The organism is Achromobacter sp. 01N37 (assembly GCF_056399725.1).
Window position 1 is genome coordinate 158585 of the sequence record NZ_JBFTRX010000006.1, and the last position, 19006, is coordinate 177590.

The 19006-nt window shown below is 65.5% G+C and carries 18 protein-coding genes and 1 pseudogene; 11 read left to right on the forward strand and 8 right to left on the reverse strand.

Translation table 11 applies throughout. From position 1 onward, the window contains the following. The 3 genes and pseudogenes from AC1DSJ_RS16220 to AC1DSJ_RS16230 form a co-directional block, all read left to right on the forward strand. Positions 1-468, forward strand: a complete 468-nt coding sequence (locus AC1DSJ_RS16220; RefSeq protein ID WP_338060059.1) for a hypothetical protein — start codon at positions 1-3, stop codon at positions 466-468. Then, positions 458-1201 carry an acetoacetyl-CoA reductase gene (gene phbB / locus AC1DSJ_RS16225; protein WP_441371625.1) on the forward strand — a complete coding sequence of 248 codons (744 nt, stop codon included), beginning with the start codon at positions 458-460 and terminating at the stop codon, positions 1199-1201. Before AC1DSJ_RS16220 ends, phbB begins: the two co-directional genes overlap by 11 nt. 195 nt (positions 1202-1396) lie before the next feature. Continuing rightward, positions 1397-1816 (forward strand): annotated as a pseudogene (locus AC1DSJ_RS16230) (ATP-binding cassette domain-containing protein); the annotation flags it as partial. A 78-nt stretch (positions 1817-1894) separates the two neighbouring features. On the opposite strand, the gene AC1DSJ_RS16235 reads toward AC1DSJ_RS16230, so the two are convergent. Beyond that, positions 1895-2569: a GntR family transcriptional regulator gene (locus tag AC1DSJ_RS16235; protein ID WP_391565586.1), complete on the reverse strand. Its 675-nt coding sequence runs from the start codon at positions 2567-2569 to the stop codon at positions 1895-1897. A gap of 351 nt (positions 2570-2920) precedes the next feature. Between AC1DSJ_RS16235 and AC1DSJ_RS16240 the strand changes: the two genes are divergently transcribed. From AC1DSJ_RS16240 to AC1DSJ_RS16270, 7 genes are all read left to right on the forward strand, one after another. Beyond that, a complete protein-coding gene (locus tag AC1DSJ_RS16240; RefSeq protein WP_441371699.1) occupies positions 2921-4357 on the forward strand; it encodes a cytochrome ubiquinol oxidase subunit I in 1437 nt (478 codons plus the stop codon). Positions 4358-4361: 4 nt separating this feature from the next. Next, a complete protein-coding gene (cydB, locus tag AC1DSJ_RS16245) occupies positions 4362-5369 on the forward strand; it encodes a cytochrome d ubiquinol oxidase subunit II (protein ID WP_175170951.1) in 1008 nt (335 codons plus the stop codon). Positions 5370-5377: 8 nt separating this feature from the next. Next, on the forward strand, positions 5378-5533 hold the full coding sequence (locus AC1DSJ_RS16250) for a DUF2474 family protein (RefSeq protein ID WP_082387086.1): 156 nt from the start codon (positions 5378-5380) through the stop codon (positions 5531-5533). Positions 5534-5563: 30 nt separating this feature from the next. Beyond that, the gene (locus AC1DSJ_RS16255; protein WP_054423224.1) at positions 5564-6976 is read left to right on the forward strand and encodes an aminotransferase-like domain-containing protein; all 1413 of its coding nucleotides are present in this window, start codon (positions 5564-5566) and stop codon (positions 6974-6976) included. A gap of 72 nt (positions 6977-7048) precedes the next feature. Beyond that, complete coding sequence (locus AC1DSJ_RS16260; protein WP_441371626.1) at positions 7049-7561, forward strand: sigma-70 family RNA polymerase sigma factor; 513 nt, start codon at positions 7049-7051, stop codon at positions 7559-7561. Continuing rightward, positions 7558-8568, forward strand: a complete 1011-nt coding sequence (locus AC1DSJ_RS16265) for a DUF4880 domain-containing protein (RefSeq protein ID WP_441371627.1) — start codon at positions 7558-7560, stop codon at positions 8566-8568. The genes AC1DSJ_RS16260 and AC1DSJ_RS16265 overlap by 4 nt, the downstream gene beginning before the upstream one ends. A gap of 96 nt (positions 8569-8664) precedes the next feature. After that, positions 8665-11112, forward strand: a complete 2448-nt coding sequence (locus AC1DSJ_RS16270; protein ID WP_441371628.1) for a TonB-dependent siderophore receptor — start codon at positions 8665-8667, stop codon at positions 11110-11112. A gap of 7 nt (positions 11113-11119) precedes the next feature. Here AC1DSJ_RS16270 and AC1DSJ_RS16275 read toward each other — a convergent pair whose 3' ends face one another. The 7 genes from AC1DSJ_RS16275 to AC1DSJ_RS16305 all read right to left on the reverse strand — a co-directional run bounded on the left by AC1DSJ_RS16275 (position 11120) and on the right by AC1DSJ_RS16305 (position 17865). Next, the gene (locus tag AC1DSJ_RS16275; RefSeq protein WP_346551591.1) at positions 11120-11713 is read right to left on the reverse strand and encodes a hypothetical protein; all 594 of its coding nucleotides are present in this window, start codon (positions 11711-11713) and stop codon (positions 11120-11122) included. Between the two features lie 76 nt (positions 11714-11789). Next, positions 11790-12767: a Bug family tripartite tricarboxylate transporter substrate binding protein gene (locus AC1DSJ_RS16280; protein ID WP_441371629.1), complete on the reverse strand. Its 978-nt coding sequence runs from the start codon at positions 12765-12767 to the stop codon at positions 11790-11792. Between the two features lie 72 nt (positions 12768-12839). Next, positions 12840-14093 carry a tricarballylate utilization 4Fe-4S protein TcuB gene (tcuB, locus tag AC1DSJ_RS16285; RefSeq protein ID WP_054423226.1) on the reverse strand — a complete coding sequence of 418 codons (1254 nt, stop codon included), beginning with the start codon at positions 14091-14093 and terminating at the stop codon, positions 12840-12842. After that, a complete protein-coding gene (tcuA, locus tag AC1DSJ_RS16290; protein WP_441371630.1) occupies positions 14090-15496 on the reverse strand; it encodes an FAD-dependent tricarballylate dehydrogenase TcuA in 1407 nt (468 codons plus the stop codon). Before tcuA ends, tcuB begins: the two co-directional genes overlap by 4 nt. 77 nt (positions 15497-15573) lie before the next feature. Beyond that, a complete protein-coding gene (locus AC1DSJ_RS16295) occupies positions 15574-16548 on the reverse strand; it encodes a LysR family transcriptional regulator (RefSeq protein WP_441371631.1) in 975 nt (324 codons plus the stop codon). Between the two features lie 19 nt (positions 16549-16567). Continuing rightward, entirely contained in the window at positions 16568-17272 is a 705-nt protein-coding gene (locus AC1DSJ_RS16300) for a glutathione S-transferase N-terminal domain-containing protein (protein WP_175170957.1), read from the reverse strand. Between the two features lie 158 nt (positions 17273-17430). After that, a complete protein-coding gene (locus tag AC1DSJ_RS16305; RefSeq protein ID WP_342066192.1) occupies positions 17431-17865 on the reverse strand; it encodes a hypothetical protein in 435 nt (144 codons plus the stop codon). Between the two features lie 80 nt (positions 17866-17945). On the opposite strand from AC1DSJ_RS16305, the gene AC1DSJ_RS16310 reads away from it, so the two are divergent. Next, a complete protein-coding gene (locus AC1DSJ_RS16310) occupies positions 17946-18995 on the forward strand; it encodes an alpha/beta hydrolase (RefSeq protein WP_441371632.1) in 1050 nt (349 codons plus the stop codon). The last annotated feature ends 11 nt before the right edge of the window (positions 18996-19006 follow it).

Below are 19006 nucleotides of genomic sequence, written 5' to 3' on the forward strand. Positions count from 1 at the left end.
ATGAATAAGACTACTGCCCCCGCACCCCAAGGCATCGCCGGCGCCAACGCCGCCTATTGCCAACGGCTGGCCAAACTTGCGCAAGAGAGCCAGCAACGCTGGATGGAACTGGGCCGACGCCTGGCCGACGACCACACCACGCAATACCTGTCAACACTGGGCCCGCTGGCTCATGGCGGTGACTGGCAACAGATTGCGCCCGCGCTGGGCGAAGTGACGCGCAAGCGATGGCAAAGCCAGCTGGAAGCCAGCCAGGCGATCACGCACGCCGCGCTTGAGGAACAAGCCGCATTGGCGGCCGGCTTCGGCGAAGCCATGAGCAGCTGGTTCAAAACCGCCACGGGCGCCGGCATGGCCGTTGGCGCGTCGCCACTGACACAGATGTGGTCGACGATGTCCAACCAGATGGCCGCGGCATGCTCGGCCATGCGCGACGCCAGCCAGCCGGGAGGCCATCATGACGGCTAAGCGCACGGCGCTCGTGACCGGCGGCGTTGGCTTGGGGCGGGCCATCGCCCTGGCACTGCACGATGCCGGCCACGACGTGATCGTGACCTACCACGCCAGCGAGGCCAATACCCGCGCGTGGGTGGAACAAGAAGCGGCCAAGGGGCGCCGCTTCGCCATCTATCAGGTGGATGTGGGCGACTACGCGTCGTGCCAGGCATTGATGGGCCGCCTGGAACGCGACGGCCGCCAGATCGATATCCTGATCAACAACGCGGGCATCACGCGCGATGTCCGGCTGCGCAAAATGAGCTTCGAAAACTGGACCGAAGTCATGCACAGCAATCTGGATTCGATGTTCAACATGACGCAGCCGTTGTGCGGCGGCATGGCCGACCGTGGCTGGGGCCGCATCGTGAACATCTCGTCCGTGAATGGCAGCAAGGGCGCGTTCGGGCAAACCAACTACGCCGCATCGAAAGCCGGCATACACGGCTTCACAAAGTCGCTGGCGCTGGAGCTGGCCAGCAGAGGCGTCACCGTCAACACCGTGTCGCCCGGTTATTTGGACACGCGCATGGTGCAGGCGGTACCCGAGGAGGTATTGAAGGAAAAGATTCTGCCGCAGATTCCCGTGGGCCGGCTGGGCCAGCCCGAGGAAGTTGCGGCGCTGGTCGCATTCATTTGCAGCGACGCCGCCGGCTTCATGACCGGCAGCAATGTGGCCATGAACGGCGGCCAGCATATGTACTGATCTCTACTCCCCGGGGCCCTTGCCCCCTGCAAGATCTTGCCCACCGCGCCTGCCCACGAACCCGTCGGCAGGCGCGGCTGTTTCAGCGGCGGCAAAAAGGTGCAACTCGGCAGGAAAGGTGCAACCCGCCCCATCAAAACGACGTTTGAAACAGCAAGTAACGGGTTAACCCCATATTGTTGTGACGCGAGCCGCCTCGGCGGCAATGCGATGGACAAGGCGCAGTGCGACGCGCGCGTGCGCACCTTGTGCCAGCACTACCCCGTTCTGCAACGCAAACTGAATGCGCCGGCAGCGTCCTTGTCCGGCGGTGAACGTCAGATTCTGGCGCTGGCGCGTGCGCTGATGCCATCGCCCGGCTTGTTGCTGCTGGATGAACCCTCGGCCGGGCTGTCGCCCAAGACGCTGGGCGAAGTGTTCGAAGCCATTCAACGCATCCGCGCCAAGGAAAACGTGACGATTCTGATGGTGGAGCAAAACGCCATGGAAGCGCTGCGGATTTCGGATCGCGCGTACGTGCTGTCGATGGGCACGGTCGCCATCACGGGTGACGCGCACGCGCTGATGCATGACGAGCAGGTGCGCGAGCTGTATCTGGGCGGCCGCGCGGCGTAGGCGCTTGCCTGCTGGCGATGTGTGCTTGCCTGCCGGCGATGTGTGCTTGCCTGCCGGGCGTATCGGCCCGGCAGGCGTTCAGCCGTCTTGGCGCATGCGGTGCATGGCGACCAGGTTTTTCTTCGTTTCAAGGATGTGTTCTTCCACCAAGCGCGCAGCCAACGCGCCGTCCTGCTGTCTACAGGCTTCCAGGATGCGGTAGTGGTCCGATTGCGGGCCTTCCTTGCCGGTCGCCTGCGACATCATCTCGTGCGTGTAGCGGTCGGTGTTCAGGCCGTATTCCTCGATCAGCCGGCGCAAGCGCGTGTTGTTCGCGGGCGCGCACAAGGCCAGGTGAAAACGGCGGTTCAGCTCGGCCCATTGCGATACCGAATCGGCCTCGTCGTAGGCTTTCAGAATGGCTTCCAGCGTGTCGAGATCGGCCCGCGCCATGTTCGGCACGGCTGCGCGCACCGCGTAACCTTCAAGCGCGATGCGGATGTCGAGCAGCTCGCAGATCTGGTCCACGTCCATGCGGATGACCACCGCGCCCCGGTTCAGGTGATACGCCACCAAGCCTTCCGTTTCCAGCTGCCGCAGCGCTTCGCGCACAGGAATGCGGCTGGCCTGAAAGCGCGTGGCCAAGGCGTCTTGCTTGAGCGGCGTGCCAGCGGGCAAGGCGCCGGTCAGGATTTCGTAGCGCAACTGGTCGCGGATGCGGTGCGGCAAGGCCTGGGCTTTACTGGACGTGCCCTTCGTTTTGGTAATGCTCATGACTATCGGGGTATCTCTGCGGCGAAGGACAGCGGCCTGCGGCAAACGTCGGGGGTTCCAACGGCGGGCTCCCATCGTAGCCGAATGGCCCGTCCTCGGGAACCGGGCGCAGGCGTATCCCCGCTGATGGCCCCTTTTCCTCTGTCTGCGCCTATCTGTGCTGTTTTTTCAGATCAAATGCGGCGCGGGGCAAAATCAGATAGCACAGCGTCCTGCCCTGTCACTGCCAGGAATTCAGGGTCGTTCCCCATCAACTGATCCGCTTTTTTAACGGCTTTCTGAATCTGTACTACATCGCGCGCCGGAACTACTGTCGCAGGGGTAGGACACTTGTTCATCAGGAAGACCGTTATGCATGGCGACGCGCTATTGCTTGCCCGAATTCAATTCGGTTTCACCATTTCTTTTCACATCATTTTTCCCGCGATCACCATTGGGCTGGCCAGCTATCTGGCCGTGCTGGAAGGCCTGTGGCTGCGCACGCGCAAAACCGTGTATCGCGACCTCTATCACTTCTGGACGAAGATCTTCGCCGTCAACTTCGGCATGGGCGTCGTGTCCGGCCTGGTGATGGCGTACCAGTTCGGCACCAACTGGAGCTTCTTTTCCGATTTCGCGGGCAGCGTGACCGGGCCGTTATTGGCCTATGAAGTGCTGACCGCCTTCTTTCTGGAAGCCGGCTTTCTGGGCGTGATGCTGTTTGGCTGGTCGCGCGTGGGGCCGGGCCTGCACTTCTTTTCCACCATCATGGTGGCGCTGGGCACGCTGGTGTCAGCCACCTGGATTCTGGCGTCCAACAGCTGGATGCAGACGCCAGCCGGCTACGAAATCCTGGACGGCCGCGTCGTGCCCACCGACTGGCTGGCCGTGATCTTCAACCCGTCGTTCCCGTACCGGCTGGCGCACATGGGCATCGCTGCTTTTCTGGCCACCGCGCTGCTGGTGGGCGCGTCCGGCGCGTGGCATCTGCTGCGCGGTGACCGCAGCCCCGCCGTGAAGAAGATGTTTGCGATGGCCATGGGCATGCTGCTGCTGGTGGCGCCGCTGCAAGCCGTGGTGGGCGATTTCCACGGTTTGAACACGCTGAAGCACCAGCCCGCGAAGATCGCCGCCATCGAAGGCCATTGGGAAAACGAGCCGGGTGCGGGGGTGCCGCTGACGCTCTTTGGCATCCCCGACATGGAACGCGAAGCAACGCGCTTTGCGCTGAACGTGCCGCGCTTGGGCAGCCTGATCCTGACGCACAGCTGGGATGGGCAGTTCCCCGGGCTGAAGTCGTATCCGCCCGAAGACCGCCCCAACGCGACCGTCGTGTTCTGGTCGTTCCGCATCATGGCGGGGCTGGGCATGCTGATGATTCTGCTGGCGGGCTGGGCGCTGTGGGCGCGGTGGCGCGGGCGGCTGTATGACTCGCGCGCGCTGCAACGCTTTGCGCTGTGGATGGGGCCGTCGGGCGTCATCGCGATGCTGGCCGGCTGGTACGTGACGGAGATTGGCCGCCAGCCCTGGATCGTCTACGGGGTGATGCGCACGGCCGATGCCGCCACGCCGCATGGCGTGGGTGAACTGACGCTGACGCTCGCGCTCTTCGTGGTGGTGTACCTGCTGGTGTTTGGCGCCGGCGTGTCGTACATGCTGCGCCTGATCCGCATGGGGCCGGCTCCCGCGCCGGGGCATGCGCCCTTGTCCGGCGGCCCCGGCGAGCCGCGCCAGCCGTCGCGTCCGCTGTCCGCGGCGTCCACCCTGGCCGGCATCGAGCCGGCGCCCCGCACGCATACCGGAGTCTGACGCCATGGGCATCGACCTTGCATTGATATGGGCCGTCATCATCCTGTTCGGCGTGATGATGTACGTGATCATGGATGGCTTTGATCTAGGCATTGGCATCCTGTTTCCGCTGATCCGCGACCGCGACGAACGCGACGTCATGGTCAACACCGTCGCCCCCGTGTGGGACGGCAACGAGACCTGGCTGGTGCTGGGCGGCGCGGGCCTGATGGCGGCGTTCCCCTTGGCGTACTCCGTCATCCTTAGCGCGCTGCACCTGCCGCTGGTCTTCATGCTGCTGGGGCTGATCTTTCGCGGCGTGGCGTTCGAATTCCGCTTCAAGGCAGACGAACACCACCGCCCGCTGTGGGACCGCGCGTTTGTGTTCGGCTCCGTCTGCGCAACCTTCTTCCAGGGCGTGACCTTGGGCGCGTACATCGAAGGCATTCCCGTTGTTGGCCGCGCCTACGCGGGCGGGGCCTGGGATTGGATCAGCCCGTTCTCGATGTTCACGGGCCTGGGGCTGGTCGCGGGCTATGCGCTGCTGGGCTGCACGTGGCTGATCATGAAGACCGAAGGCCGGCTGCACCGCCACATGTGCCGCATCGCGCAGCCGTTGACGCTGGCGCTGCTTGCCGTCATCGCGGTGCTTAGCGCCTGGACGCCGCTTGCGCAGCCGCACATCGCGCAGCGCTGGTTCAGCTTGCCGAACATGTTCTGGTTCATCCCGGTGCCGGTGCTGGTGGCAGCGGCCGGTTTCGATTTGATCCGCCGCGTGCGCGGCATGCCGTCCGCCGGCCCGTTCCTGTTGTCGCTGGCGCTGGTGTTCCTGGCGTACAGCGGCCTGGGTATCAGCATCTGGCCCGCCATCATTCCGCCAGACATCTCTATCTGGACGGCAGCTGCGCCAACGCAAAGCCTGGGCTTCGCATTGGTGGGAGCCTTGCTGATCATTCCGATTATCCTGATGTACACCGCCTGGTCGTACTACGTGTTCCGCGGCAAGGTCCGCGTTGGCGAGGAGTTCCACTGATGGCCCGCATGTCTGCTTCCGCATCCCCCAACCCCACCGCGCTGCCCTCGTGGCGCAGCCGCCTGCTGTGGCTGGCCATGATCTGGGCGGCCAGCGTCGCCGCGTTGGGGGCAGCCGCCTATGCGCTGCGCCTGGTCATGCGCGCCATCGGCATGTCGGCCTGAGCGCCCTTGTCTTCACCACACGGAACCGCCATGAAGCGCTATGAACGCTTGACCGAAGACATTACCGCATCGATCCGATCGGGCCTGCTGCAAGTGGGCGACCGCCTGCCCTCGGTGCGGCAAACCAGCACCAGCCGCGGGGTCAGCCCGTCCACGGTGTTCAAGGCCTATTACCTGCTGGAAGCGCGCGGCCTGATCCGCGCGCGGGACCGCTCCGGCTACTACGTGCTGCGCGCGCCGCACACGGCGCTGCCCGAGCTGGATGCCGTGTCCAGCGCCAGCGCGGGCCGCCATCCGGTGGACGTCAGCGACAACGTGCTGCAAGTGCTCAACGCCACCTTGCGGCGCGACATGACGCCGTTTGGCTCCGCCTTTCCCAGCCCGTCGCTGCTGCCCTACGGGCGGCTGGCCAAGTTCATGGCGTCCACCGTGCAACGGCTGGACCCGTGGGGCTCCATCGACGACTTGAGCCCCGGCGACGCCGCCCTGCGCCGCGCCATCGCGTTGCGCTATCTGGCCGACGGCCTGTCGGTGCCGGTGGACGACATCATCATCACCAACGGCGCGCTGGATGCGCTGAACCTGTGCCTGACCGCCGTCACGCAACCGGGCGACGCCGTGATCGTGGAATCCCCCACGTTCTACGCCGCGCTGCAATCGTTGGAACGCAACCAGCTGCACGCCATCGAAGTGGCGACGCATCCGCGCGAAGGCATCGACCTGCAAGCGCTGGAACAGGCCATCCTGCAACACCGCCCGCGCGCCTGCTGGCTGATGACCACGTTCCAGAATCCGCTGGGCAGTTTGATGCCCGACGCCAAGAAAGAAGCGTTGGTCAAGCTGCTGACGCGGCACGGCGTGGCGCTGATTGAAGACGACGTGTACGGCGAGCTCTATTTCGGCGACACGCGCCCGCGCCCGGCCAAGGCGTTCGACAAGGAAGGCATCGTGATGCACTGCTCGTCGTTCTCGAAGACGCTTGCGCCGGGTTACCGGGTGGGCTGGGTGGCGGCGGGGCGCTACACGCGGCAGATCATGCGCAACAAGCTCACCACCAGCCTTGCGACTGCCGCGCCCACACAAGCCGCCATCGCGGCATATCTGGAAAAAGGCGGCTTTGACCGCCACCTGCGCCAGTTCCGGCAAGCGTTGGCGGTACAGCAAGGCGAGCTGCTGCAAGCGGTGGCACGCCACTTTCCCAAAGGAACACGCGCCACGCGGCCGGCGGGCGGCTACTTCGTGTGGGTGGAATTGCCGGCGCACATCGACACCCTGAAGCTGCACCGCGCCGCGCTCGACCACGGCATCAGCATTGCGCCGGGGCCACTGTTTTCGTCGTCAGGCGCATTCGCGAATTACCTGCGCCTGAACCACGGGCATCCGTGGAACGACGACATGGAACAAGGGATGGCGACGCTGGGAAAGCTGATGGCGAACGGGTAGCGCCAATTGTCTTGGGCGGCGATCCACGTTATAAATGAGTGTTATTCCCATTAACACTCACGCCGCCCGTCCATGGATTCCCCCGCGTACAAGAATGTCCACCGGCTCTACGCGGAACATCATCTCTGGCTGTTCGGCTGGCTGAACCGGCGCGTCAACAACCACGCCGATGCCGCCGACCTGACGCAGGATACGTTCTGCCGTGTTCTCACCGCGCACAGCCCAACGCCCATCGCAGAACCCCGCGCCTATCTGCTGACGCTGGCCCGCCGCCTGACGATTGATCTGTGGCGCGCCCGAGATGTCGAAGCGCGCTACCTCGAAGCGCTGGCGCACGAGCAGGAACCCGTGGCCGCCTCGCCTGAAACTCTGGCCATGCTGAAGCAGGCGGTCATGGAGATCGACGCCGTGCTCGATGGCCTGCCTGTGCCAGTCAAACACGCGTTTCTACTGAACCGGCTGGACGGCATGACCCACCCGGCGATTGCGGTGGCGCTGGGCCTGTCACTGGCCACAGTCGAGCGGCACGTGAAGCGCGCCTTTCTGCATTGCCTTGCCGCGCGGCGCGCAGCGGATGCGGCATGAAAGCCACCCGCACCAACGCCGCTCACCTGAATGCCGCTCAAACCAACACCGCTCAGCTCAACGAGCCGCTGACGGAACGCGCGGTGGACTGGATCGTGCTGCTCACTTCCGGCCAGGCCTCGGAGCGCGACCGGCTGCGCTTTGAACACTGGCTCGGCAGCCATCCCGACCACGCCCGCGCCTGGGCGGAAGTCGACGGCCTGATGCAGCAGCCGCTGTCCCGCTTACGCGGCGCGTCAAGCGACGCTCCCGGCCCCGCACGTGCCGCCCGCGCGGCCTTGTTGCAACCCAGCGGACTGGACCGCCGCCGCCTCCTCAAGCTGGCCATGTTGCTTTCCGGCGTGGGAATCGGCGCGCTGGTCACCGATCGCTATGTCCCGCTTGCTGGCCTGTCGTCTGCGTATTCCACGCACACAGGCGAACGCCACACCTACACGCTGGAAGACGGCACGCTGCTGACGCTGAATGCCCGCTCCGCCGCCGACGTCCGGTTCGACGACAGGCAACGCACTATCCTGTTGCGCCAAGGCGGCCTGTATGCCGAGACTCGTGCAGACAGCCGGCCCTTCGTGGTGCGGACACGTTTTGGCGACGTCACCACGGATGCATCGCGTCTGAGCGTTGATCAGTTCAACGCGTATGCCGTCGCGTGCGCCATCGAAAATTCGTTGAACTTGCAGCCGGAACACGGCCAGGGCTTGGCCTTGCCCCAGAACGGGTCCGCGGCGTTCGACCGGGAACACGCGTGGACGCGCGGCGACGCGGCGCTTGCCAGTTGGCGTACCGGCATCCTGAGCGTGCGCGACACGCGGCTGGACGAAGTCGTGGAACGCCTGCGCGCCTACCAGCCCGGCCTGATTCGCGTATCGCCCCAAGCGGCAGCGCTCCGCGTGTTTGGCGTCTTTCCCTTGGACGACCCCGGCCGCACGCTGATCGCCTTGAGCGAAACGCTGCCAATCCGCGTGCGCCGCTACAGCCCCTGGCTGACGATCGTGGACACGGCATAGAAAACAATTCGCCGGCAATGAGGGGATTTGAGCGCCGTGGCCGTCATGACTAATGACGCAACCAAAAATCCTCACCTTCGCCGGACCTTTGCCACCATGAATTTCCCGCTGACCCGCGGCGCCGCGCTTGTCGCCGCCGCATTGCTATCGCAGACCGCCTACGCCCAGGACGCCCCCGCCGCTCCCACCGCAGCGCAAAGCGTCCTGTCCTACGACCTGCCCGCCGCCTCGCTGGCGGACACGCTGAGCCGGATCTCGCTGCAAAGCGGCCGCACCATTTCAGCCAGCGCCGAGCTGGTCTCAGGCAAGCAAGCCGCGCCGGTACGCGGCGCGCTGAGCCCCGAAGCGGCGGCGCGGCAGGCCCTGGCAGGAACGGGGCTGGAATTGCTCATCACGCGCAACGGCGTCATGACCGTGCGCCCCATACCGGCGGCCAGCGGCGTAACGTCGCTTGAACCCGTGCTCGTGACGGGCGCCAGCATAATCACGCCCAGCGAAGGCACGGGTTCCTACACCGTGCCGGAATCCTCATCGGCCACGCGCATGCGGCTGTCGATGCGGGAAACGCCGCAGTCTGTCAGCGTCATCACGCGCCAGCAAATGGATGACCAGGGCATCGTGAGCGTGGCGGGCGCGCTGGAACAAACCCCCGGCATCGTCGTCAACCAGGACAACTCCGAGGGCTACAGCTTCTTCTCACGCGGCTTCCAGCTTGAGAACTTCCAGTTCGACGGCCTGCCCAGCCTGTCGAGCGATGGCGGCAATGTCCGCGACAACTTCAGCATCACCAACTCGGTGATCTATGACCGCATCGAAGTGCTCAAGGGCGCGACTGGCCTGGTCAATGGCGCCGGCTATCCATCGGGGGTCGTCAACTTCATCCGCAAGCGGCCCACCCAGGAATTTCAGGGCAGCCTGAGCGCGGGCGCCGGGTCCTGGGACCGCTACCGCAGCGAAGTGGATCTGGGCGGCCCCTTGACGCAAGACGGCAAGATTCGCGGCCGCGTCGTCGGCGCCACCGAGACTCACGGCAGCTTCATGGACTATGCACGCGGCAAGGAGAACATTGCCTACGGCATCATCGAAGCCGACCTGTCGCCCCGCACGACCGCATCCTTTGGCGTCGACACCCAGCAGAACCGCAACAAAGCCACCACCAACACGCATTTGCCTTCGCTGTATTCGGACGGCTCGCAGGTCACGTTTTCGCGGTCGACCAACCCCGCCGACAAATGGGCCTGGCGCAACCAGGACACGACACGCCTGTTCGCCGACATCCAGCACACGCTGGACAACGGCTGGAACTTCAAACTGGCCGCCGCGCACCGCAACTACCAATCGCGCGAGCTGATCTCAGGCATGGGCAGCAGCACCGTGGATGTGGTGGACCACCGCATCAGCCACGGGTTCTATCCGGGCGGCGCCAGCCGGTTCAACACCGACTCGCGCGAGAACAGCATCGACATTCAGGCCTCTGGCCCGTACACGCTGTTCGGCCGCCAGCACGACTTGGTGGTCGGTTACAACGCCGCGCGCACGCACGCGCAGTCCAACCGCAAAGACGGCGACACCGACTTGTGGATCGATGACGCTTTCCATTGGAACAACGACGCCACCGAGCCATCATCCTACGAGTGGTGGCTGACGCAAGACATGCTGGTCAACCAGAAGATCCTGTACGCCGCGACCGTGCTGCATCCCACGGATCGGCTGTCATTCATCCTGGGCGGCCGGATGACGAACTACTCGTGGAGCCAGGACATCAACTACGCCAACGGCCGCCATCGTGCCTATTCCACGGACGTGCGCAACAAGCTCATCCCCTACGCCGGCGTGACCTACGACGTCGACACGCACCACACCGTGTACGCAAGCTACACGGACGTGTTCAAACCACAGGCCTATAACTTCGACGCCAACAACCGCCAACTGGACCCGCTGACCGGCAAGAGCTTCGAATTCGGCGCCAAGGGCGAATACCTGGATGGCCGCCTGAACGCCAGCATTGCGCTGTTCCAGCTCAAGCAGGACAACGTCGCCGAGCTGGACGCAAGCGGCGCGACAACGCCAGACGGCGGCACCGCTTACGTGGCGATTCCTGGCGTGACCACGCGCGGCGTCGAACTGGAAATGTCGGGCGAAGTGCTCCCGGGCTGGCAATTGCATGCCGGCTACACCTACAGCCGTTCACGCGATCGCGAAGGCCGCCGCGTCAGCAGCACGCAGCCGCAACAGCTGTTCAAGCTGGCCACCACCTACCGCTTGCCGGGCGACTGGAACCGGCTGACCGTAGGCGGCAACCTGCACTGGCAAGGCAATATCTTCTTCACACAAGAAGTCGATGCGCGCAACTATCGATTCACGCAGGACAGTTACGCGGTGTTTGGCTTGATGGCGGGATACGACTTCAACAAGGATTTGCGCCTGACGGTCAACCTGAATAACGTGTTCGACAAACACTATTACTCGGGCATGGGCAACTACAACTCGGTCTACTACGGCGCGCCGCGTAACGTGTTCGCACAGCTGCGGTACAAGTTCTAAACCCAGGTCAGCGTGGACCGGAGGGGGCCGCGGCACGCGCCGCCTCGACTTCGCGCATCAAGCTGGCCGCATCCGGCCGCAGCGGCAACACCAGCTTGCCTGCGCGGTCGATGGCGCCCCACTCGCCGCCCATCATAAAGCTGTGTTCGCCGTCGGGCGTGAACGCCTTGCGGCAGCCTTCGCACACCACGGCCAGACCGGCGCTGTAACGGTCGACCCATTCGTAAGGGGTGGCCAACACGCGGTTGAGCTGCGTGTCGTAATAGGCCATGCCGCCGGACCACGGGCCGCGCGTCAAGCCGTCTTCGAAGTCGTCGGCCATGTTGTCGTAGGTGACGACGGCGGCCGACTTGCCGTCGGGCCGCACCCAATACCAGGACCGGTTCGTAAAGACCGGCGACAAGCCATCGGCGTTGAAATCCATCTGGCCCAACAGGCCGGGGCGGAACACCAGCGTGTCGCCATCCACGCGCGCGCAGTGTTCGGCGGCATTCAACATTCCGCCTTCGTCTTTTTCCGCAATCATGCAGTTCAGGTCGAAGGCGGCGGCGGCATCCGCCGACGTCACAGTCAGCAGGGAAAACAGCAGGGTCGTCAACATGGCGGGCATCCTAGCATGCGCATGCGCACGGCCGGGCTACGCGCCATGTTGACGGAACCGGCTGTCGAACCCCGCATCAGTTCGCCGTCGCGCCCGAGTCCTTCACGGCTTTCGCCCAGGCCGCGATCTCGGCCTGGATGAACGTGCCGAACGCGGCCGTGTTCAGGTTGGAAGCGGCTGCGCCCTCTTCCATCAGGCGCTGTTTCACCGCGGGCGCCGCCAGCGCACCGCTCAATGCCGCGTTCAATTTGTTGACCACTTCAGGCGGCGTGCCGGCCGGCGCCACGACGCCATGCCATGACACAGCCTGAAAGCCTGGCAGCCCGGATTCGGCCATCGTCGGCACATCGGGCATGGCGGGGGAACGCTCGGGGGACGTCACCGCCAGCGCGCGCAAGGTGCCCGCCTTCACGTGCGGCAACACGCCAGGAATGGTCGTGAATATGAAGTCGATCTGGCCGCCGATCAAGTCGGTAATGGCGGGGCTGCCGCCCTTGTACGGCACGTGCGTGAATTCCAGCTTGGCCGCGCTCGTGAACATCTCGCCGGCCAGATGGCCCGGCGTGCCGGCGCCCGCCGAACCCATGTTCGTCTTGTCGCCTTGACCGCGTATGTACGTGATGAGTTCCTGCACGTTCGCGGCCTTGACGTTGGGGCCGATCACCAACACATTCGGCACCGTCGCCAGCAACGTGACCGGCGTGAAGTCTTTCACCGCGTCATACGAAATGCGCGAGTACAGCGACGGGTTGATGCCGTGCGTGCTGGCCGTGGCCAGCAGCAGCGTGTAGCCGTCCGGCGCGGACGAGGCCACTTGCTTGGCGGCAATGGTGCCGTTGGCGCCGCCCTTGTTGTCGATGACGATGGTCTGGCCCAGCGTCTTGGCGGCTTCCGCTGCCACCGTGCGCGCCAGGATGTCAGACGTGCCGCCGGCGGAGTGCGGCACCACCAGCGTGATGGGCTTGGAAGGAAAGGATTGCGCGTGCGCCACCGGCAGGGCCGGCAGCAGACAGGCGGCCAGCGCAACGCGCGCGGGCAGTCGGGTAAGGAACATTGTTGTCTCCAGGGTTGTGATGAGTGCGGCGTCTTCACAGGACGCCGTCATTCCCGCGAGGGGTGGGGCCGTTCAGTCAGACCCCAGTTGCAGCTTGTTGGGCTGGCGCTTTTCAATCGACCACTTGAGCAGCGCCGCCGAGCGGTAAATACCGTGCGCGAACTTGCCGTAAGGCAGCGTCAGGAACAGCGCCATCACTACGCCCAGGTGTATCGCCAGCAACAGCGCCATGGCGCTGCCATCCCGGCCTGCCAGCAAGGCCAGCCCCGTGGCGCTGGTCAAGAACAGCAGCAGGATGAAGCCGCGGTCCATGGGCTTTTGCGCGGCGTCGCCTTGCTGCGGGTGACGCTTGATGTTCAGCCACAGCAGGCCGGCCGGCCCGATCAACAGGCCGATGCCGCCCGCCGTGCCCAGCAATACCGGCGCGCTGAAGAACGGATACGGCGCCTGCTGGCCCAGCAGATAGTGATACCCCGTGGCCACGCAGGTGGCGGCAAAACACAGCATGAAGCCGTAGAAGGTGAAGTGATGAAAGCGCCGGCGCCACAAGGTGAAGGCGTCGTCCGCGTTGTTGCAGCCCTTGCCGTGGCCGCCGTCCAGGTAGCGCAGACGCAGCGCGTCGTGCGCCGCTTCGGCCACCGCCGCGCCGGATGCCGCCCCCGGGCTGACGTTGCGCCAGAAGCGCGTAACGCCCACGCCCAACGCCAGCATCGAAAAGCCGAACACCACGCCGAACATCAGCGCCAGCGTGTTGTGCGGGAACACCGCGTAGAAATTGCCGGCCATGGGCTCGTGAAAAAGCCCCCCCGCCATCAGCACAGCCAGCACCAGGAACAGCGCCAGGCCGCCTGCGGTAGCCAGCGACAAGGCCAGGCCGTTGCGCTTGTACAGCGTGCCCAGCGCGGCGGGCCAGGCGTAATCGGTGTAGGTCTGCATGCGGACCTTGGCCATGGCCTGCGGCACGTTCACCGCAAACTCGTGCGGTGGCGCGTACTGGCAGGCGTGCAGACAGGCGCCGCAGTTGTGGCACAGGTTGGCCAGGTAGTTCAGGTCGGCCTTGCCGAATTCCAGGCGGCGCGTCATGGCGGGAAACACCGCACAGAAGCCTTCGCAGTAGCGGCAGGCATTGCAAATCTGCATGACGCGCGCCACTTCGGTTTCATCGCCGGTCAACGCGTCTGCTTGCGGCTTGGCGTTTTTGCCCATCCATCGGACGGGTTGTTCGGTCATGGCGGGTTGGCCGCCGGATTGAGGTTGGGCGTGCCCCTGCGCATCCGCTTGGGAAAACGATTGCGCCTCGCGGGCCAGGGCTTCAAGCTGCTTCATGTGGTGCTCTTCGCAAGGGTCTGTTGGCGCGCAGCGGCGGCGGCGCGGGTGCCGGCAATGCGGCCGAACGCCGTGCCGATGGACATGCCCACGCCTGCCGTGTAGCCCTTGCCCAGCACGTTGCCGGCCATCATTTCGCCGGCCACGAACAGGTTGTTGCTAGGCACATCTTTAAAGCGCACGGCGGCGGTGTCGTCCACCTTCAGGCCCAGATAGGTAAAGGTGATGCCGGGGCGCAGCGCGTAGCCGTAGAACGGCGCCGTGTCGATGGGGCGCGCCCAGTGCGTCTTGGCGGGCGTGACGCCTTCGGTGTGGCAGTCGTCCAGCGCGGTGTGGTCGAACGTGCCGACGCGACAAGACGCGTTGTAGTCGCGCAAAGTCCTCTCGAACGTGGCGGCGTCCAGGCCCAGCTTTTCAGCAAGCTCGGGCAAGGTGTCGGCCTTCACGCCCGGAAACACCGGCGGCATGAAGCGGCCGACGGCCTTGGCGTCGATGATGGAATACGCGATTTGGCCGGGCTGCATCGCGGTCAGCCGGCCCCAGATGGCGTAGCGCTTTGGCCAGAAGTCTTCGCCTTCGTCGTAGAAGCGCACGGCGTCGCGGTTGACCACGACGCCCAGCGACACGCAATCAATGCGCGTACAGATGCCGCCGTCGTACAGCGGCGCGCGCGCGTCGATCGCCACGCAGTGGGATTGCGAGGGGTCGCCAATACTGTCCGCGCCTGCATCCAGCATGAATTTCAGCAGCACGCCCATGTTGAAGCGCGTGCCACGGATCAGGAAATTGTCGGCCGGCCATTCGCCGCGTTCGTTCTGGCCCCAGGCCTCGCGCAACCATTCGCGGTTGGACTCAAAGCCCCCGGCGGCCAGCACACAGGCGCGCGCTTCGATGCGTTCGTCGCCGATGCGCGCGGCCTTGAAGCGGCCGTCTTCCAGTTCCAGCGCATCAACCGGCGCGTTGTAGCGGATCTGCACGCCCAGCGCCTCGGCGCTGCGGTAGTACGCGTTGACCAGCGCTTTGCCGCCACCCATGAAAAACGCATTGGTGCGCGCCACATGCAACGCGCCCGACAACGGCGGCTGGAAGTTCACGCCATGGCGGCGCATCCAGTCGCGGCACGTCGACGATTCGCGGATGACCAGGCGCGCCAGATGCTCATTGGTCAGCCCGCCCGTGACCTTCAGCAGGTCTTGCCAATATTCTTCTTCGGGATACGCGTCGATCAGCACGTCCTGCGGCGCATCGTGCATGCAGCGCAAATTGCGCGTGTGCTGCGAATTGCCGCCACGCCATTCGCGCGGCGCGGCTTCCAGCAGCATCACGCTGGCGCCCGCTTCGCGCGCCATCAGGGCCGCGCACAGCGCCGCATTGCCCCCTCCCACCACCAAGACGTCCACCATGCCATCGTCCCCAATTCAAGAGGCCGACTGTACCCAGCGGGTGGCGCGCGCGATATCAGGCAGGCGTCAACGGGTCTTCACGATTCGTGAAGGGTAACGACCGCCCACTTGCCCTCGCGCGCCAGCGTGCGCGACACATCGGCCAGCACCAGGCGGGCGGCCAGCGCCGCGGGCGAGAGCTCGTCGTCCGACAAACTGGCCAGCAGATTGGGGCGGAACAGGTGCGCGTCTTCAATGCGCGCCATGTGCAGCTGGCCGGGCGCGATGCGCGCGGTGGCCGAGCTGGGCTGGATGGTGGCGGCGTTGCCCAGCTGCACTACGTCCATCAGCAATGACAAGCCATCCACTTCAGCCACCACGCGTGGCGTCTGGCCCAGTTGCTGGAACGCGTTGTTGACCAGCGCCCGCAAGCCATGGCGGCCGCTGGGCAAGACCAGCGGCAAGTGAGCGATGGCAGCCAGCTGCGTAGTGCCGCCCGACGCGCCGCCCGATGCGCCCCCCGATGTCGCCCCCGATGTAACCCCCGATGGCAACCCCGGCATGTCGCGATGCGCGCAGAGAAACAAGGGTTCGTCCAGCAAAGGCATCACGCTCCAACGGCGCGCGGATTCGGTGTGGAACACGATGGCCAGATCCAGCAGGCGGCCGTTGAGCATGTCGCTTAAATGGCCCGACAGCGCCTCGACCAGATGCAGCCGGATGTCGGGATAGCGCTCGTTCATGGCTTGCAGGAACGGCGCCCCCAGAATAGCGGCGGTGGTGGATGGCAGGCCCACGCTGACGTGGCCGGCCAGCCGCGCCTGCTGCGCGGCCTGCACGGCGTCATCGGCATGGCGCAGGGCCAGTTGCGCCTGGCGAAAGAACGCCAGGCCCGCATCGGTGGGCACCACGCCGCTGGCGCTGCGCTGCAACAGCCGCGTCGACAACTCGCCTTCCAGGCGGCTGATCTGCTGGCTGAGCGCGGACGTGACCATGCCGATGGACATGGCCGCCCGGCCGATGCTGCCCGCCTCAACGACGCGAACGAAGTAACGCAGTTGGCGCAGTTCCATGGCGGGCTCGGTGTTGCCGTTACGGCGCGGGCGGAATCGTCAGGCCGCGCACGACGGCCGGGCGGGCGACAAAGGCTTCCAGCACGCGGGCCACGTTCTTGAACTGCGAGAACTCGACGAGGTCACCCGCGCCATAGAAGCCGACCAGGTTGCGCACCCACGGCAGGATGGCGATGTCGGCGATGGTGTATTCGTCGCCCATGACCCAGTCGCGGCCTTCCAGGCGCTTGTCCAGCACGCCCAGCAGGCGCTTGGATTCGGCGGCGTAACGGTCGCGCGGACGCTTGTCTTCGTAGTCCTTGCCGGCGAACTTATGGAAGAAGCCCAGTTGGCCGAACATGGGGCCGATGCCGCCCATCTGGAACATCACCCATTGCAGCGTCTCGTAGCGCCCGGCCGTGTCAGCGGGAATGAACTGGCCCGTCTTGCTGGCCAGATAGATCAGGATGGCGCCCGACTCGAACAGCGCCAACGGCTTGCCGTCGGGGCCATTGGGGTCAAGGATGGCCGGAATCTTGTTGTTCGGGCTCAGCGACAGGAACTCGGGCGAAAACTGGTCTTGCGTATCGAAACTGACCCGGTGCACCTCGTACGGCAGCCCCATTTCTTCCAGCAGGATCGACACTTTCACGCCATTGGGCGTGGGCAGCGAATACAGCTGAAGGCGGTCGGGATGCTGGGCGGGCCACTTCTTGGTGATGTCGAACGAGGCAAGGGAGGTCATGCGGGGTTTCTCCAGGGGAGGCGGGAATTTGTGGCGTCAATCCTAGCGCAAATGCCCCACATCTCGATGAAATTCCGGGTCGGCGGGCGGGGTGAATGGCGGGCGGCGCCCCAGGGCGGCAGCCGGTTTCAGCGGGCGTTAGCGAGTTTCAACGGTCTTCACCGGACAAACACGCGGCGCAGCACCCACCGCGCCGCCGCCACGGCCAGGGCAATGGGCAGCACCAGGCGCCATTGCGCCAGAAACAATTCGCGGGTGGCCTCGCCGGACGCCCAGGTATTGCCGAACACCACCGGCGCGGGCGGGGCCAGGTACAGGGCGAGCAGCGCCGCGATGAACGTCAAGCCTAACCGCCAGGCCGGGTTCAGGCGGGGTGCGGAGAATCGCTCGGCCACCACCAGCACCAGCAGGCCGGCCAGCCCCGCCAGCACGGCGTCGGCGTAGAAGTCGCGCGGCGAGTAAATGTAGGGCGCATCGGGCACCGCCCAGCCGTAGTTGCCTGTTGTCAGCAACGAGGTCAGGCAGGCGCCAAAGAGCGCGGCCGCGCCCGCCAGCAGCAGGAAGTCGCAAACGCGGAGCAGGAGTTTCGGCATGAGACGCATGGGATAAGGGCGATGGAGTGCGGGCGGGGAAGGCGGCGGGGCGGGCCACAAGGGCCGGAGCATGCCACAGCTTGTGGCGACGCGCAGAAGGATGCAACGGCAAGGGCGACCAAGCGTCTAACGAAGAGGACAGCGAAGAAGCCAGCGAAGAAGCCAGCGAAGGAGTCAATGAAGGCGTCAGCGAAGCAGCCAGCGAAGGACTAGACAACGCGTTCAACGAAGGTTCACCCCGCTTCGCGCGCCTCGGGCTACAGTGTTCGGCGTTCCCTGCCTCCCTGCCCGCCATGCGCCCGCCCCGCTTACGCCATTCGCTGCTTGCCCTGACCTTGGCCATCGCCCTGCCCGCGCCGGCCTCTGCAGCCGCGCTGACGGACCAGCGCTATGGCCCCGACGCCGCGCAGATCGCCGACGTCTACCTGCCCGACGCCCCGCGCGCGCGTCCCGCCCCCATCCTTGTCATCGTGCATGGCGGGTCATGGAAGAACGGCGACAAGGCCGCGGCGGAAGTCGTCGACAACAAGCTCGCCCATTGGCTGCCCCAGGGCTACGCCATCGTGTCGGTCAACACGCGGCTCATGCCGCAGGCACGCCCCGAAGCGCAAGCCGAAGACCTGGGGCGCGCCATCGCCTGGATCACCCAACAGGCCCCAAGCTGGCAGGCGGACGCCAGCAACGTGATCGTCATGGGCCATTCATCGGGCGGGCATCTGCTGGCGCTGCTGGCCGCCGACGACGCCATGCGGCAACGCACCGGCGCGCCGCTCTGGCGAGCCAGCGTCATCCTGGATGGCGCTGGGTTTGATCTGCTGGACGTTATGCCCCGCCCACACGCCCCGTTCTACGACGAGGCCTTCGGCACCGACCCCGCGCGCTGGGCCGTGGCCTCGCCCGCCGCGCAACTGCGCGGCGGTCAACCGCCCGCGCTATTCGTCTGCTCGACCTTGCGCCCCGACCCTTGCCGGCGGGCGCAACGCTACGCGGATTTGCTGACCGCGCAAGGCGGCCAGGCCGAGCTCGTTGGCGTGGCGCGCAACCACGCGCAGATCAACGCGGACGTGGGCGCGGACAACGACGAAACCCGCGCGATCAGCGCATTCATCGATGCGCGGCTGGCGCGGTAGTGCGTTCGTGA

Coding starts and splice junctions, on each gene's coding strand:
- tcuA (WP_441371630.1), bottom strand. CDS start 15,496: ATGGTGGACGTCTTGGTGGTGGGAGGGGGCAATGCGGCGCTGTGCGCG.
- AC1DSJ_RS16295 (WP_441371631.1), bottom strand. CDS start 16,548: ATGGAACTGCGCCAACTGCGTTACTTCGTTCGCGTCGTTGAGGCGGGC.
- AC1DSJ_RS16275 (WP_346551591.1), bottom strand. CDS start 11,713: ATGTTGACGACCCTGCTGTTTTCCCTGCTGACTGTGACGTCGGCGGAT.
- AC1DSJ_RS16250 (WP_082387086.1), top strand. CDS start 5,378: ATGTCTGCTTCCGCATCCCCCAACCCCACCGCGCTGCCCTCGTGGCGC.
- AC1DSJ_RS16300 (WP_175170957.1), bottom strand. CDS start 17,272: ATGACCTCCCTTGCCTCGTTCGACATCACCAAGAAGTGGCCCGCCCAG.
- AC1DSJ_RS16265 (WP_441371627.1), top strand. CDS start 7,558: ATGAAAGCCACCCGCACCAACGCCGCTCACCTGAATGCCGCTCAAACC.
- tcuB (WP_054423226.1), bottom strand. CDS start 14,093: ATGAAGCAGCTTGAAGCCCTGGCCCGCGAGGCGCAATCGTTTTCCCAA.
- AC1DSJ_RS16220 (WP_338060059.1), top strand. CDS start 1: ATGAATAAGACTACTGCCCCCGCACCCCAAGGCATCGCCGGCGCCAAC.
- AC1DSJ_RS16280 (WP_441371629.1), bottom strand. CDS start 12,767: ATGTTCCTTACCCGACTGCCCGCGCGCGTTGCGCTGGCCGCCTGTCTG.
- AC1DSJ_RS16260 (WP_441371626.1), top strand. CDS start 7,049: ATGGATTCCCCCGCGTACAAGAATGTCCACCGGCTCTACGCGGAACAT.
- AC1DSJ_RS16270 (WP_441371628.1), top strand. CDS start 8,665: ATGAATTTCCCGCTGACCCGCGGCGCCGCGCTTGTCGCCGCCGCATTG.
- AC1DSJ_RS16240 (WP_441371699.1), top strand. CDS start 2,921: ATGCATGGCGACGCGCTATTGCTTGCCCGAATTCAATTCGGTTTCACC.
- cydB (WP_175170951.1), top strand. CDS start 4,362: ATGGGCATCGACCTTGCATTGATATGGGCCGTCATCATCCTGTTCGGC.
- AC1DSJ_RS16255 (WP_054423224.1), top strand. CDS start 5,564: ATGAAGCGCTATGAACGCTTGACCGAAGACATTACCGCATCGATCCGA.
- AC1DSJ_RS16235 (WP_391565586.1), bottom strand. CDS start 2,569: ATGAGCATTACCAAAACGAAGGGCACGTCCAGTAAAGCCCAGGCCTTG.
- phbB (WP_441371625.1), top strand. CDS start 458: ATGACGGCTAAGCGCACGGCGCTCGTGACCGGCGGCGTTGGCTTGGGG.
- AC1DSJ_RS16305 (WP_342066192.1), bottom strand. CDS start 17,865: ATGCCGAAACTCCTGCTCCGCGTTTGCGACTTCCTGCTGCTGGCGGGC.